10 protein-coding genes are annotated in these 14,231 nt (G+C 59.4%); 6 read left to right on the plus strand and 4 right to left on the minus strand.

Annotation, left to right across the window (positions count from 1 at the left end; translation table 11 throughout):
* Positions 1-12: 12 nt before the first annotated feature.
* Together ACE10Z_RS14540 and ACE10Z_RS14545 are read right to left on the minus strand one after the other, a co-directional pair.
* A complete protein-coding gene (locus tag ACE10Z_RS14540) occupies positions 13-843 on the minus strand; it encodes an IclR family transcriptional regulator (RefSeq protein WP_375788519.1) in 831 nt (276 codons plus the stop codon).
* A 128-nt stretch (positions 844-971) separates the two neighbouring features.
* Positions 972-3,164 carry a flavin-containing monooxygenase gene (locus ACE10Z_RS14545; RefSeq protein WP_375788520.1) on the minus strand — a complete coding sequence of 731 codons (2,193 nt, stop codon included), beginning with the start codon at positions 3,162-3,164 and terminating at the stop codon, positions 972-974.
* A 381-nt stretch (positions 3,165-3,545) separates the two neighbouring features.
* Here ACE10Z_RS14545 and ACE10Z_RS14550 point away from each other — a divergent pair, with 381 nt between their 5' ends.
* The 3 genes from ACE10Z_RS14550 to ACE10Z_RS14560 all read left to right on the plus strand — a co-directional run bounded on the left by ACE10Z_RS14550 (position 3,546) and on the right by ACE10Z_RS14560 (position 7,131).
* Positions 3,546-4,754 carry an ABC transporter substrate-binding protein gene (locus ACE10Z_RS14550; RefSeq protein ID WP_375788521.1) on the plus strand — a complete coding sequence of 403 codons (1,209 nt, stop codon included), beginning with the start codon at positions 3,546-3,548 and terminating at the stop codon, positions 4,752-4,754.
* Positions 4,755-4,775: 21 nt separating this feature from the next.
* On the plus strand, positions 4,776-5,675 hold the full coding sequence (locus tag ACE10Z_RS14555; protein WP_375788522.1) for an alpha/beta hydrolase: 900 nt from the start codon (positions 4,776-4,778) through the stop codon (positions 5,673-5,675).
* 238 nt (positions 5,676-5,913) lie between these two features.
* Positions 5,914-7,131 carry an acyl-CoA dehydrogenase family protein gene (locus tag ACE10Z_RS14560; RefSeq protein ID WP_375788523.1) on the plus strand — a complete coding sequence of 406 codons (1,218 nt, stop codon included), beginning with the start codon at positions 5,914-5,916 and terminating at the stop codon, positions 7,129-7,131.
* A gap of 1,016 nt (positions 7,132-8,147) precedes the next feature.
* On the opposite strand, the gene ACE10Z_RS14565 is transcribed toward ACE10Z_RS14560, so the two are convergent.
* Positions 8,148-9,068: a complex I NDUFA9 subunit family protein gene (locus ACE10Z_RS14565; protein WP_375788524.1), complete on the minus strand. Its 921-nt coding sequence runs from the start codon at positions 9,066-9,068 to the stop codon at positions 8,148-8,150.
* Positions 9,069-9,190: 122 nt separating this feature from the next.
* Positions 9,191-9,559, minus strand: coding sequence for a VOC family protein (locus ACE10Z_RS14570; RefSeq protein ID WP_375788525.1), 369 nt, complete (start codon positions 9,557-9,559; stop codon positions 9,191-9,193).
* Between the two features lie 261 nt (positions 9,560-9,820).
* Here ACE10Z_RS14570 and bfr point away from each other — a divergent pair, with 261 nt between their 5' ends.
* The 3 genes from bfr (at position 9,821) to ACE10Z_RS14585 (ending at position 14,141) form a co-directional block, all read left to right on the plus strand.
* Positions 9,821-10,303, plus strand: coding sequence for a bacterioferritin (gene bfr, locus ACE10Z_RS14575; protein ID WP_375788526.1), 483 nt, complete (start codon positions 9,821-9,823; stop codon positions 10,301-10,303).
* Between the two features lie 451 nt (positions 10,304-10,754).
* On the plus strand, positions 10,755-13,607 hold the full coding sequence (locus ACE10Z_RS14580; RefSeq protein WP_375788527.1) for an FAD-dependent oxidoreductase: 2,853 nt from the start codon (positions 10,755-10,757) through the stop codon (positions 13,605-13,607).
* A gap of 21 nt (positions 13,608-13,628) precedes the next feature.
* On the plus strand, positions 13,629-14,141 hold the full coding sequence (locus ACE10Z_RS14585) for an aromatic-ring-hydroxylating dioxygenase subunit beta (RefSeq protein WP_375788528.1): 513 nt from the start codon (positions 13,629-13,631) through the stop codon (positions 14,139-14,141).
* The last annotated feature ends 90 nt before the right edge of the window (positions 14,142-14,231 follow it).

Here is a 14,231-nt window from a genome sequence, read left to right on the forward strand (position 1 = left end):
CGCGCGTAGCGTCTAACCGGTGGCCGTGGCCAGCCGAAAGCCGAGGAGGCGGGACACATCGGCGGCACAGCGCATTGTGGCGGCCGTCAGCTTTTCCAGGTGTGCTCCGCTGACGCGGTGCGCTGAGCCGCCGGCCGAGATCGTCGCGACCACCTGTCCGCGATGATCATAGATCGGCGCCGCCACATGTCGTAATCCCTGGATGAGCTCCTCGTCGTCGAGAGCGAATCCGGCCTTCCGGACCCGGGCCAACTCGGCCATGAAGGCGTCAGCCGACGTGATCGTCCTGGAGGTGAAGGCATCCATTCCGTTCTCGGCAAGCATCTGGCGGACATAACGAGCGTCCTGCCAGGCCGCCAGAACCTTTCCTGGCGCGCTGCCATGGACCGGGACGACCGACACCATGGTGATGTCTCGCCGCAGGGTCTCAAGCGTGCGCCCACGCATGATGACGACCTTCCACCGATGCAGCCGGCTGAGGCTGATATACTCCTTGAACTCGGCGGACAGTTCGGCCATGGCGGGAAGCGCGACGAGGTCAAGCTCCCGTCGTCCCAGGGCCGAATTGCCGAGCAACGCCAATCCCAGGCCGAGGTAGCACCGGCCGGTCTCCGCTTCTTGCTCGACCAGACCTGCAGCGGCAAGCGTGCTGACCATACGAGAGACGGTGCTTGATGAGGTGTCGAGCAATTCAGCGAGGTCGACGATGCGGAGCGGACGGCCGGCCTGATAGAGTTCCTGAAGAACCGCGATAGCCTTCCCGACCGACTTTATCAGGCTCAAGTCCAGCACTTCCGCCGCGCCCGGTGCTGGCTTCTTCCGCTTCGGGGGCTTGGCGGCCACATCGTTCTCCCAGGCTCAGTGGATCAAGTGGTGGCTGGATGCACACTCCGCGATCGGTGAGGCGAGTGCAGGATAGCTGCCTGCATGCCTGGCTGCTATCCCTTTGTTCATCCGGCCACAGCTCTGAACTAGGATGCTTGTCCCGCGGCAGATGGTTGTTCCGGGACGTCGTCTTGCCGCGGTGGCTCGAAATGCATGCCTTCGAGCCGGTCGTTTGCCCGCCACGACTCAAGCATGGCGTAGAACGGCATCGGACCATCGCCATATCGGCCGCCCTGGAAGATGTCCTCGCTCTTCGCAGCCTTGCCTTCAGCGTTATAGTATCCTGGCGTACACTGCTGATAAAACGCGACCTGGGCGATGTTCTTCGGCGACACGCGAATTTCGTGCACATAGTTGTCGACTGCTTCGGAGGTTGGTTCGACGAAGTCTTTCGACAGTGCTTTGACCTTGCGCAAGGTGTAGGCCACGTGGATCGCCTGTTCGTCCAGCAACTGGACCGCGTTCGTGGCCGCTGCCGTCTGCTGATTTCCACCCATGAAGAAGCAGTTGGGAAACCGGTCGGTGGTCATTCCGTGGAACGTTCGAACCCCTGCGCGCCAGTGCTCGCTTAGTGCAAGTCCGTTCCGTCCGAACAATTCGAACCCGGTCAGTCGGGTGTAGGAAATTCCTGCCTCAAAGCCGGTCGCAAACACAATGCAATCGACGGGATACTCGGACCCATCAGCCAGGATGCCCCTTCTCGTCACTTGCTCCACTCCGCGTCCGTGAGTATCAACCAGGATGACGTTGGGGCGGTTGAAGGTCTCCAGATAGTCATCATGGAAACACGGCCGTTTGCATAGCCAGCGATACCATGGCTTCAACGCTTCCGCGGTGGCTCGATCCTTGACGACCTCCTCGACGCGTCCGCGGATCTTGTTCATGACCTGATAGTCGAATACCTCGCCGAGCAGGGCGCGTTCTTCCTTCGTTGGTTTCCGACCAAGCCGCTCTTCGATTTCGATTGGTCTCAGCGGGTTGAGAGATCCCGCAATCTCTGTCCATCCGTCATTGACGTGATTCACATCCTGCGTGAGACCGGACATAAGGCGCTGGAAATTATCACGCCGTCTCTTCTGCCACCCAGGCGTTCGCTCGCCGACCCAATCTGGCCCGGTTTGCTGGTTGGCCCGGACGCCCACGGACGACGGGGTTCGTTGGAAGACAACAAGCTGCTTGGCCCATTTTCCGAGCTCCGGAACGATCTGAATCGCAGTCGCTCCGGTGCCGACGACGGCAACCCGCCTGTCGACAAGGCGGGTGAGGGCGAAGTCCTGCTCGCTTCCCCCCGTATAATCGTAGTCCCAACGGCTCGAGTGGAAGGCATGCCCCTCGAATTCCTGGATGCCCGCGATGCCCGGAAGCTTGGGAAGGCTCTGCCTGCCGCAGGCGAGCACCAGGTAGTCTGCGGTCAGTCGATCACCTCGGTTTGTCTGGATGAGCCAATGCCGCTTTGCGTCGATCCAGCGAGCCTCCGTGATGGTCGTTTGAAAGCAGGCCTTTCGGTACAGATCATAGTGGCGGCCGATATTGCGGCTGAGCTCGAGCATCTCGGCTGCATAGGCATATCGATGCTTCGGCGCATAATTGAGTTCTTCGATCAGCGGTAGATAGATGTGAGCCTCGATGTCGCACATCGCGCCAGGGTATCGGTTCCAATACCAGGTCCCACCGAAGTCTCCCGCTTCATCGACGATGCGGATATCGCGAAAGCCTGCTTCTCTCAGACGCGCGCCGGCGAGAAGGCCGCCAAAACCGGCGCCAGCCACGATGACTTCGGTGTGCTCGATGATCGATGCCCTGGTGAAGCCTCGCGTCGTCCAGGGATCGCGGTCGAAATGTGCGAACTTTCCCGTCGTCGGAACATACTGCGCGTTGCCCTGCTCAAGGACCCTCTTGTCACGTTCGCCGTCGTACCTTGATCTGAGTTCATCGCAGTCGAAGGCAAGTGTGCCCAATACCTTCTTGATGACCTCTTGTGTGTCTCGTTGCATGCGACTGTCCCCCGATCGTGCTGTGCGGCGGTTGCGCATCGGCCAAGCGGCAGCCGGACAGCAAAGTCCAAGCTGCAAGTCCAATGCATAATACGCAATCGTATTGCATATCGAGTTTTGTGCAACCCCGGGGTTCTGCCCGATCTGCGTCGTAAGATATTGAAATGACGTAATAAAAATAGACGATCCGTTTATTACAAGTGTGATCGTCTTCGGGTTCTGATTGCCGCCTGGTCCTGCATGTTGATCTTCCCGGGCTTGGTCGATGTCGACGATCGTGCCCACTTGACCCTCGTGGAGGACCATGTGCCCGAACCGGTCGAACGGAGTTGATCGGTGTCCGTGCTGGCGATCCCGCCCAGCCAGCGAATGCTTCCGCCGAGAGAAGGTACGTTGAAGGCAAGTCGCCCACGTCCGGTTGCGCTGCCGGACGGCGGATTTTCATGACTTGCTTTTGCGCGAGCAGAAGCGCCGCATCGTATCACCGCGGCGGCATCGGCGACGCCCAACACTCGCGCTACTCGTACGGCATCCGCCAGGCCCTGATCACACTCGTAATATGCGACGGCGGTGACCTCCGCTTTGTTGACCGTTCCTCGTCTTCGTCAGAAGTTCAAGGTAACGCGCGTCCAGAGAGGTGCGAACGATGGTTCAGGGAGGCACGGTGTGATCAGAGCGACTATTCTTGCGCTGACGATTGCGGTGAGTTGTGCGCATGCCTTCGCCCAATCGGGCGATAAGAAATACGGCCCCGGTGTTACAGACCAGGAGATCAAGCTCGGGCAGACTGAGCCCTATAGCGGTCCTGTCTCGTCAAGCTCGGCGCTTGGCCGCGGGGCAGCCGCCTACTTCGAAAAAATCAATCGCGAAAAGGGCGGCATCAATGGTCGAAAGGTCAAGCTGATATCGCTTGACGATGGGTATAGCCCGCCCAAGGCTTTCGAGCAGGTGCGCAAACTGGTCGAAGAGGACGGTGTGCTTGCAATTGTCGGGTCAAACGGCTCGCCGACCGGTGTGGCGTCGCAGGCCTACCTCAACAAGGCCGGAGTACCGCAGCTGTTTCAAATCTCGGGCAGCAGGAAATTCAACGACCCGAAGCATGCGCCCTGGTCGACCGGGTTCTTCATCCCGTTCTACACGGAAGGACAGATCTTCGGCAGGTTGATCCTGAAGTCTTGGCCGAACTCCAGGATCGCCGTCCTGTATCCGAACGACGAACTCGGCCGGGAGTATCTCGCAGGTCTGCGCGCGGGCCTTGGCGACAAGGCTGACGCGATGATTGTGAGGGTGGCAAACTACGAGTCCACATCACCAACGATCGATTCCCAGGTTGCCCAGCTCGCTTCGTCCGGTGCCGATCTGTTCTTCAACGCGGCGTTGACCAAGTTCGCCTCGCAGTCGATCCGCCGTGCGCGAGAGATGGCGTGGAATGCGAGAATGATCGTGCCGTCGATCTCCGGTTCGATCGGTGCAATTCTTCGGCCTGCGGGACTGGAAAATGCAAAGGGTTTGATAAGTTCGCAATGGCAGAAGGATCCCACGGATCCGAGATGGGCTGACGACAAGGACGTTCGTGACTACCTCGACTTCGTCAAGACATACCTTCCCGGTGTGAATCCAGAAGAGACCGCCTATGCGACGGGCTACATGGTCGGGAATTTGATGGAGACGATTCTGAAGAGCTGTGGAGATGAGCTCACGCGAGAGAATGTCGTGAAGCACGCGACAAATCTGAAGAGCGTGTCCCTGGTGTTGGGGCTTCCCGGTGTGTCCTATGAGAACTCTCCCGAAGACTACAACATCATCCGCAATCTGCAGTTCGTCGAATTCGACGGGACCAAGTGGACCCCGTTTGCCGCGCAGGTCGGAAATTAACTCGAAACTGGTGGAATTGACATGGCAAGTCCTGAATTCGCGGCGTTTCTGAACACCTTGCGGTCCAGGCCTGCGCCCACCGGCCTCTCAATTGCCGAGTTGCGGCAGCGGTTTTCAACGTTGGCAGCTCAGTTTGTACCGGATCCGGACTTGCAGTTCGTGCCGGTCGATGCGGACGGCGTAGCTGCGGAGTGGTGCGTTCCGCCAGACGTTGAGTCGCATGGAGTGCTGTTCTTTCTCCACGGCGGCGGTTATTGCATCGCATCGGTTCGCGACTACCGGGAATTTGTTGGCAGACTTGCCAAGGCGACGCGCTGCAGGGTGTTAAGTGTCGAGTATCGGCTGGCTCCCGAGCACCCGTTTCCAGCGGCGCTGAATGATGCCATTCGGGCCTACCGGTGGCTGCGGGCGTCGGACCATCGCCAGAGTATCGTGGTCGGTGGAGACTCGGCCGGCGGAGGTCTTTCGATGGCCCTGCTCATTAGCCTTAGGGACGCGGAAGAGCCGCCTCCCTGCGGGGCGTTTCTGATCTCGCCCTCTACCGACCTGGCAAAGGAAGGCGTGTCAATGCAAAGCCGGGCGGCGGTGGATCCGATCATTACGCCTGAGACGACCCTCCGGTATGCGAAGGCTTATGCGGGTGAGCGAAGCGTTCGAGAGCCGCTCATCTCGCCGCTTTACGCTGATCTCGGAAATCTGCCGCCGTTGTTCATCCTGGTCGGCGATAGCGAGCGGCTGTTGGACGATTCAAGGCGTCTGGCGGACAGGGCGCGCGAGGCGGATACCCAGGTGACGATCGAAGTCTGGGACGAGATGATACATATCTGGCCTTTCTTTGCATCCTTGCTGCCCGAGGGACGGGCCGCTATCCGGCGAGTGGCAGAATTCGTCGGTGACCGACTTGAGGCCGCGCGGAACTGACACGGCTTGGCAATGGCTTGCTACAGCTATGCCAGCTCTGAAGAGCAGCAGGACGTGAACGTGGCGTGTTGACCTCTCACAACGGGCGTCGTCCGCCGCCGGGAGGCACGTCCGTGACGATCGCGATCGATGCCTCCGGGGCTCAGGCTGCGGGGCAGACGCTCGGGAGCGCCGACGTGTTCGGCACGGTAACGCACTCAACGAGCGGGCATACGACGAAATGGGGATGCCAACAACAATGACGGATGGTACGTCTTCTGGCTGGATGACTGAAGAGCGCCTCGCGATGCAACGCGTAGCGCGTGATTTCACTCTCAAAGAGATTGTGCCCGTCGCCAACAAGCTCGATCCGATCAAGGGCGACATACCGCGCGAGCTGATCGAACGTATGGGCGATCTCGGTTTCTTTGGGATTGTCATTCCCGAGAAGTTCGGTGGACTTGGACTCGGAGCGTTCGAATATTGTTTGGTAGCCGAAGAACTTGCGCGCGGATGGATGAGTGTCGCGAGCATCATAGCGCGCGGCAACAAATTCTATTCCGCTGTGCCGGGGGCGCCTGACGAGCGTCGCAGGAAGATCGCACTCATGGCCCAGGGCCGCTATCTTGGTGCTGCAGCACTCTCGGAGCCCCAAACCGGGTCCGACTTGTCGAGCGTTGCGTGCAGCGCGCGCCGCGACGGCGAGACCTGGATCGTGAACGGCAACAAGTACTGGTGCACGTTCGCGGACGGGGCGGACTTCATCCGCGTGTTATGCCGCCTATCCGGTCCAGACGGCCCGACGGAACGGACGGTGAGCGTTTCAGTGGAGAAGCCCAAAGGCGAATTGCCCAAGGGAGTTACAGGCTCGCCGATCCCAAAGATCGGTTACTTCGGCTGGAAGACGTGGGAGCTCCATTTCGACAATGTCCGTGTTCCTGTCGTGCAGAACGACAGAGAAGAGGAGGGGCGTGCATTCCAGGCTGCGGCCGCTGGCCTGGAGCTGGCGCGGGCGCATACCGCGGCGCGCTCGATCGGTCTGGCGCAGGCCGCGCTCGATCACGCTATGGCCTATGCTAAAGAGCGCGTGCAGTTCGGTGAACCAATTTCGAATTTTCAGGCAATTCGCTTCAAGATCGCAACCATGGCGACCGAGATTGAGGCGGCCCGGCAACTGATGTACCACACCTGCTGTGAAATCGATGCCGATCGGCCGGCCGGCATGCTGACATCCATGGTCAAATATTTCGCCTCGGAGATGGCTGAGCGCGTCACCAGCGAGGCGTTGCAGATCCTCGGCGGCGCTGGATACACCACGCTGCACCCCGTCGAACGCTATTGGCGAGATGCACGTCTCACCAAGATCTTCGAGGGTACGTCCGAAATCCAGCAGAGGATCATTTCAGACAAGTTGCTTGGAAAGCCGCTCAAAAAAGAGATGACCTCGAATATTGTCGTCGAACGCAGAGGGGGCTAGGCTAGATTGTACGATATGCGGGTTCGGGAGGCGTGTACGCAGCTCGGCAGCGAGAACGGAAGCCGCCGAACAAGTGACGCACCGGTGAAACTGTAAGCGCGCCTCTTCTACTGCCGCATGATGCGCTACTAACCAGCGACGTCGCGCATCGTGGTGCAAATAAATAAAGGTAGCGCAAGTTGGTCGGGTGTGGGGAAAGGCGGTAGCGCTCTCCTGACTCGAACCCCCGACGGACTTGCAAGTGCCGACGGATCGTTATGTCCACGAACGGGTTCGTTGGTAGCCGATTTGACAAGCAACGCTCGCGTCTTGGATCAGACGCCAACCACCGATTGACCACCGAAACTCTTAGCGATAAAGGTCGTCAATCAGGATCGAGCCTCGTTGTTTTTGTTGATTATTTCGGTTGCTGCTTACGTTCGGGACGCAGGGCTGCGGATGGCCGGGGAGCTAAAACGCCCCTTTGGGGTTGATAAGGAACCTTTTGATTTTCATCGTTGGGATAAGTGACTGAGATCGCAGCAAATGCGAACGCCCTCCGAGCGCACCACAAACCCAAAATGGAGACACATCGTCGCTATGAGCTCACACTGGGCGAGCATCCGGCTCGGGAATTTGGTGAGGAGATCGCGCGAAGGCATTTGCTAGCACAACGTCCGAGACGCGCCCGGTTGATACGTCTGAGCGATAGCGGAAAAGGGACCGAATGCTAAGCTACATGTCTGCTTGTCGAGCGATAGGGGACCACCGTCTCTTGGTCGGACACCGTCAGCTTTTGACCTATCGCGTCATTTCGCGGCGACGCCGCACTTCAGTCGTTTTCGGACTGAAGCGGATAGAGCGCTACGCTCACGAACCGGATTTAGAGGTACGCGTCCAAGGTCAGTTGACCCCGAACTACCTGCAGCTGCCGACGGCGCACAGCCATATTGCCGCCGTCGAACGACGGATACGCCATCGCGTCCTGTAACAGTAGCGCGCGAACGCGCCATCTGAAGCGGATTTAAGAGCCCTCTTCATCCGCACTTTGACAATATCTTTTGGAGTATTGCCTCAACCGGCAGCGGCGAAATCCCAAGTTCGACAAGGCCAGGCATCTCCGGCGATGACACTGTATCGATCTGCATCAGCTCCACCTGATTGCGCGTGAGAATCGGGTCCGGGAGTACTTCGGAAGCCCATGCCAAGGCGTGCCAAACGGCCAGCGGGATCGGGACCAGGATGGGCGCAAGGCCAGCCTGACGCGCGACGATTCCGACCAATTCTTCGTAGGAATAAACGCGAGGGCCGCCACACTCGAAGATCGTCGGTCGCGTCTCGGCTCGCTGGATGATCCGGACAGTCGCCTCAGCCACATCTTCCACATAGGCCGGCTGCAGACTCATCAAGCCGCGGCCGAACATCGGGTAGATTGGGAGCCGGCGGAGAAGGTTGAGGATGGTCGTAAGAAAGGCATCGTCCGGTCCGAACATGACGGCTGGTCGGATGATATGTGCGCCGGCAAACGTAGCCCTGACCACCAGTTCACCTTCGCCGCGCGCTCGGATGTACCGCGATTGAGACGCGGCATCGGCGCCGATGCCTGACAAGTGAACGAGTCTTTTGACTCCGGCCCGGTGCGCTTGGGCCGCTACCCGTTGGGCGGACTCGACATGAACGGAATGAAACGTCTCACGTCCGTGCTCGACGTAAAGGCTGACGGTGTTGACAGCGGCGTAAGCGCCGGCAAGCGCATTTGCGACAGACCGTTCGTCCTGAATATCGGCCTGGACGAACATAAGTTGGGAATCATGCGGGCCAAACTGACTACGCCCGCGATCTGGATGCCTTGACGCGATCCGGACGGGAAACTCGTGATCGCGCAGATGCTGAACGATGCGGCGGCCGAGAAAGCCGGTTCCGCCGAATACGGTGACGGTGCGATCGTTCGTTGTCATCCTTTGATCTTGCTCGAGAGACCGCGCCATAGACCGAGCCGAAGCTGACGTCCGGGCGATGGCCGTCTGCCGGAACAATACCCTCTCGCAGCGACGGTTGGAATGCAGGCCGCTTCGATCCGCTATTGGACGGAAGCCGGAAGTAAAGGTCGAGCGAAACTGAGTTCGTGGCCGTCGGGGTCAGCTAGGTGGAAGAAGCGCTCACCCCATTCGGCATCGCGGGGCACAGTCGCCGGCTGGTACCCCGCCGCGAGCGCGCGTTCGTAAAGTGCGTCAACATCGGTGACGTAGAAGATGACCCGACCCCACCAGGACCAGCGTCGTTCGGCGGGTTGGTCGATGAAGTTGAGGTAGCTCAAACCTGCTCGAAAGCTAGTGAACGGTGACCATTCGCCGCCATGCAGCACCTCAAATCCCAGGGCTCGGTAGAATCGGACAGCTCGTGGCATGTCATGGGTGCCCAGCGTGAGCGCGCTGACTCTCTCGATCATGGCCAAAACTCCCCTGTTCTATCTCCCTACGCCTTTTGTAGTCGCGGCGCAGAGATTAACCTCTCATGTGTGTCGAACGGCGAGCAAGTCAACGCCGAACGCCCCTTCCTTGCGTCGCCGCTCACGGCGAGCGGTAGATGCCCAAACTGCTCGATCCGAAAGTGCTGACGCTCTAAACTCTCCATCGCGCCGGCCAAACATCAAATCCAGGCGCGCACACAACCAATCGATCCCGGTGGCACCCGCGAAAAGGAGCGGAGCATGAAGGGCGATAAAGACGTTATCGAATACCTCAACAAGGCGCTGCGCCACGAGCTCACCGCGGTGAACCAGTACTGGCTGCACTACCGCCTGCTCGACAATTGGGGCTACAAGGTGCTGGCCAAGGCGTGGCGCAAGGAATCGATTGAAGAGATGCAACATGCAGACAAGCTCATCGAACGCATCATCTTCCTCGATGGATCTCCCAATATGCAGACGCTGGAATCCCTTCATATCGGGAAGACCGTGAAGGCCGTGCTGGATAGCGATTTGCAAGCCGAATTGTCGGCGCACTCCCTCTACGCTGAAGCTGCGACCCATTGCCATCAGGTCAAAGACTACGTGACACGGGATCTGTTTGAGCAACTCATGCACGATGAGGAAGAGCATATCGATTTTCTGGAAACCCAGATCGAACTCGTCGCGAGGATCGGCCTCGAGCTATATGCCCAGCGTCATATCGGAGAGCTCGACAAGGACTAAAGTGCCAACGACTGCTTTTGGCCCTCACCGGACGTGATTGGCGTCATGGCTGACTTCCGCTTTTACCGGAGATGGCTGACATCATCGCCGACGGCGGAGACTGCTTTAGCCAATCGTCGTTGATAACGTTTGGTCTAAAGGACTCGGATCGCAGACTGATAGAGAGAGTACAGGAAGCTTGTCAGTTGGCGCGCGTGCCTGAGCCTTGATGCTACGGCGCAGAGCCGGGGAGTTCGGCATCCGCTTTGCACGCACGTCTATATAATCAGTATAGCACCTTATGTGCATTCCGCATGCTGGCAGTTCGTCAAGCCAAATGAATGGATTCTCGGAATAAAATCGTGCAAATATGTCGCTTTAGCGTGCTCTGCCTGGAGGGTTGAGTTTGCCTTGCATTGCTCAAAAAGAGATGTATGCTGAGTAAAATTCAGGGTGGTTTCCGAGGTGTGGGATGGCGTGGCGAAAAGCAATTGCCGTGGATGAGCTGAAGCCCAACGGCGTGGCGAGTGTCGAGATCGACGGCAGGCCCGTGGCGCTCTATCTCCTTGATGGTGAGGTCTTCGCCACGCATGGCATATGCACGCACGCGCTCGCCTTTCTTGCAGATGGATTCGTCGACGGCGGCACGATCGAGTGTCCGCTGCACCAGGGCATCTTCGATATCAGATCGGGGAAGGCGCTCTGCTCGCCGGTCACGCAGGACCTCGAGACCTACGCGGTCAAGGTCAGGGATGGCGAGGTGTTTATCGATCTCGATGGAGACAAGAAGGCTGCGCCGAAGGATCAGGAGGAGGTCTGCACCAAGAGGGGGGCGCCTTCCCGCGGGGCGGTCGTCGTCGTGGGGGCCGGTCAGGCGGCTGCAGTGGCGATTCGCAGCATGCGGGCCAGCGGCTTCACCGGCACGATAGATCTCGTCGGTAGGGAGGAGCACCTCCCGTACGAACGTCCACCGCTTTCAAAGGATATTCTCCTTGGAAAAGCGGCAATCGAATCCTGCCGGCGTCTGGTTGAAGCCGATGCGGCTTCCCTCGACGTCAAGACCCACCTCGGGTGCTCGGTTACCCGGATCGATCCAGCCGCCAGGACCGCATTCCTGAGCAACGGGACTGAGCTTCGATATGATGCGCTTCTGCTGGCGACCGGCGGAGTTCCGCGGCGACTTTCAATCGCCGGTGCCGATCTGCCAGGTGTGCACTATCTGCGCACGATCGAGGATGCCAACTCCATCAGGCAGTCGCTCGCAACTGCAAGACGCCTCGTCATCGTCGGCGGTGGCTTTATTGGTCTTGAACTTGCTTCGGTCGCCGCGACGCTTGGGGTCGCCACCGTCCTCCTCGAACGCGAAGCCGAACTGATGGCCCGCGTGCTGCCTCCATCATTGGGGCGCAGTTTTCGCTCTCTTGCCGAGCGCCACGGCGTTTCCGTTTTGCGGGGCGTACAGGTTCTAGATATCGGCCACGACGGTCAGGGTCTGGTGGTCAATACCTCCGCCGGCGCTTTCGCTGCAGATACCGTCTGCGTCGGTGTCGGCTTGGCCCCCGAGACGGAACTGGCAGCCGCGGCCGGCTGCGAGGTGGATGGGGGGATCGTTGTCGACGCAGAACAAAGGACCAGCATCGCGGGAATCTGGGCAGCGGGCGACTGCGCACTGCATTGCCGTCCGGTCAGGGGGCGCTCCCACCGCTTTGAGAGTTGGCATAATGCGGAGCAGCAAGGTGCAGCCGCAGGGCAGTCGATTGCCGGGGCGGCGCCGAGCACGGATGCGCAGGCTCCCTGGTTCTGGACCGACCAGTTCGGCCTGAACATTCAGATAGTCGGGGTCTCGTCACCGGGCGACAAGGTCGCGCTCACAGGCCGCGATGGCGAACCTGGCGCCGTCTACCGCACGATTGATCCGGACACCGGGCGGCTTACCAGCGTGGTCGCGTTTTCCGATCCCGCCGCGATACGGCAGGCGCGCAAGCAGCTCGAAAACCCTGACATGTTCGATATCGCCAAGGTTTCCGCTGCTCTGCTCACGAGAGACGGCAAAGAGGAGAATACCCAGGTGGTGAATGAGAGGTTGGTGACGACGGCGTCGAAGCAATACGTCTGGCCATCCGAGGGGCTCACCAGGGTGCCTGATTGGGTCTACACGGACGACGACATCTACCGGCGCGAAGTCGAAAAGATCTTTCACGGGCGAACCTGGAACTATGTTGCGCTGGAGAGCGAGATTCCCGGCGTTGGCGATTTCATCCGTTCCAACGTGGGGCCGACGCCTGTCGTGGTATCTCGCGCCGAGGACGGGTCGATCAACGTCTTCGAGAACCGCTGTGCTCATCGCGCGGCCGAGTTTTGTCGCGAGCTGAGCGGCAACGCCAAGGAGTTCGTCTGTCCCTATCATCAGTGGTCCTACGACTTGAAAGGCAATCTGGCGGGGGTGCCGTTTCGCCGGGGGGTCGACGGCAAGGGTGGAATGCCCCGCGATTTCAAGAATGCAGACCATGGGCTGAGGCAGCTGAAAGTCACGACCCATCGTGGTGTCGTGTTTGCGTCGTATTGCGCCGACATGGAGCCGTTGGCCGAATATCTTGGACCGGAGATTCTCCGCGAGTTCGAGGCGACGTTCGATGGGCGGAAGCCGAAGGTGCTCGGTCACTATCGCCACAGCCTTCCGGGAAACTGGAAGCTCTATCACGAGAACCTCAAGGACCCGTATCACGCAACGCTGCTGCATACGTTCCTGGTGACGTTCGGCCTGCTGGTGGCCGGCAACAAGTCGTCGATGATCGCCGACGCCTCCGGTCGGCATGGCGTGATGGCATCGGCAAAGTCAGACGTCAGCAAGCTCGACAACAACACCAAGAAGGAAATGCGTGCCTACAAGGAAGGCATGCAGCTCGAGGAGCCGCGCTTCATGGATTTCGTCAATGAGTTCGACAGTCCCTGGTCGGTGACCATGACGACGATCTGGCCCAATCTCATCGTGCAACGGGAGATGAACACCCTGGGCGTTCGGCAGATCGTCCCGACGGGACCGAACGAGTTCATCATGAAGTGGACCATGTTCGGCTTCGAGGGTGACGATGAGGAAATGACCCGCCATCGGTTGCGGCAAGGCAATCTGATGGGGCCGGCAGGCTTCCTTGGCCTCGAAGACAACGAAGCGATCAAGTTCGTGCAGGACGGCATGCTCGCGGTCCCCGACGGCCAACATGTGGTCGAACTGGATCCCGGGGTTATCGGCACCGCAGACACCTTGATCTCCGAGGCGTCGATACGCGCGATGTATCAGCATTGGCGCAGCGCGATGGAGCTCTAACGAGAGATGCGGGCTATTCAGATGTTGGCCACCGATCCCACCTACACGGCACAAATTCACCAGCTGCTGCTTCGGAACGCAATTGAGCAGTTCAACTGCGAATATGCGGCCGCCCTCGACGAACAGCGGCTCTCGGACTGGAGCGAGATGTTCACGCCGGACGCAAGCTATGTCGTTTTGTCGCGCGAGAATGAAGATCGCGGCCACCCGGTCGGTCTCATCTATTGCGAGAATAGGGGCATGATTCGCGATCGGGCGTTCGCGCTGGAGAAAACCGCCATGTTTGCGCCGCGGTACCTTCGTCACTTGATCAGCAATTTGCAGTTGCTCGGCGAAGATGAGCACGGAAACATCAAGGCCCGGTCGAACTATATCGTCCTGCAGGTCTTGTTCGATCGCCCCGACGCGACCATTCATCAGGTCGGAACCTATCACGACGTGTTTCGGCGTTCCGACGAGGGCCTCAAGCTCAAGCAGCGCCGCTGCGTTTACGACAATCTGCTCGTTCCCAACGCGCTTTGCATTCCGGTGTAGAGCCGCTTGCGATCAGGGGACAATCACTGTGACCTTCATGACGCTGGGAACGTTTTGGCAGATCGCATGAGAGGATCATCATGAGCACGG

Origin of the sequence: Bradyrhizobium sp. Pha-3 (assembly GCF_042258615.1) — a bacterium.
Lineage (GTDB): Bacteria > Pseudomonadota > Alphaproteobacteria > Rhizobiales > Xanthobacteraceae > Bradyrhizobium.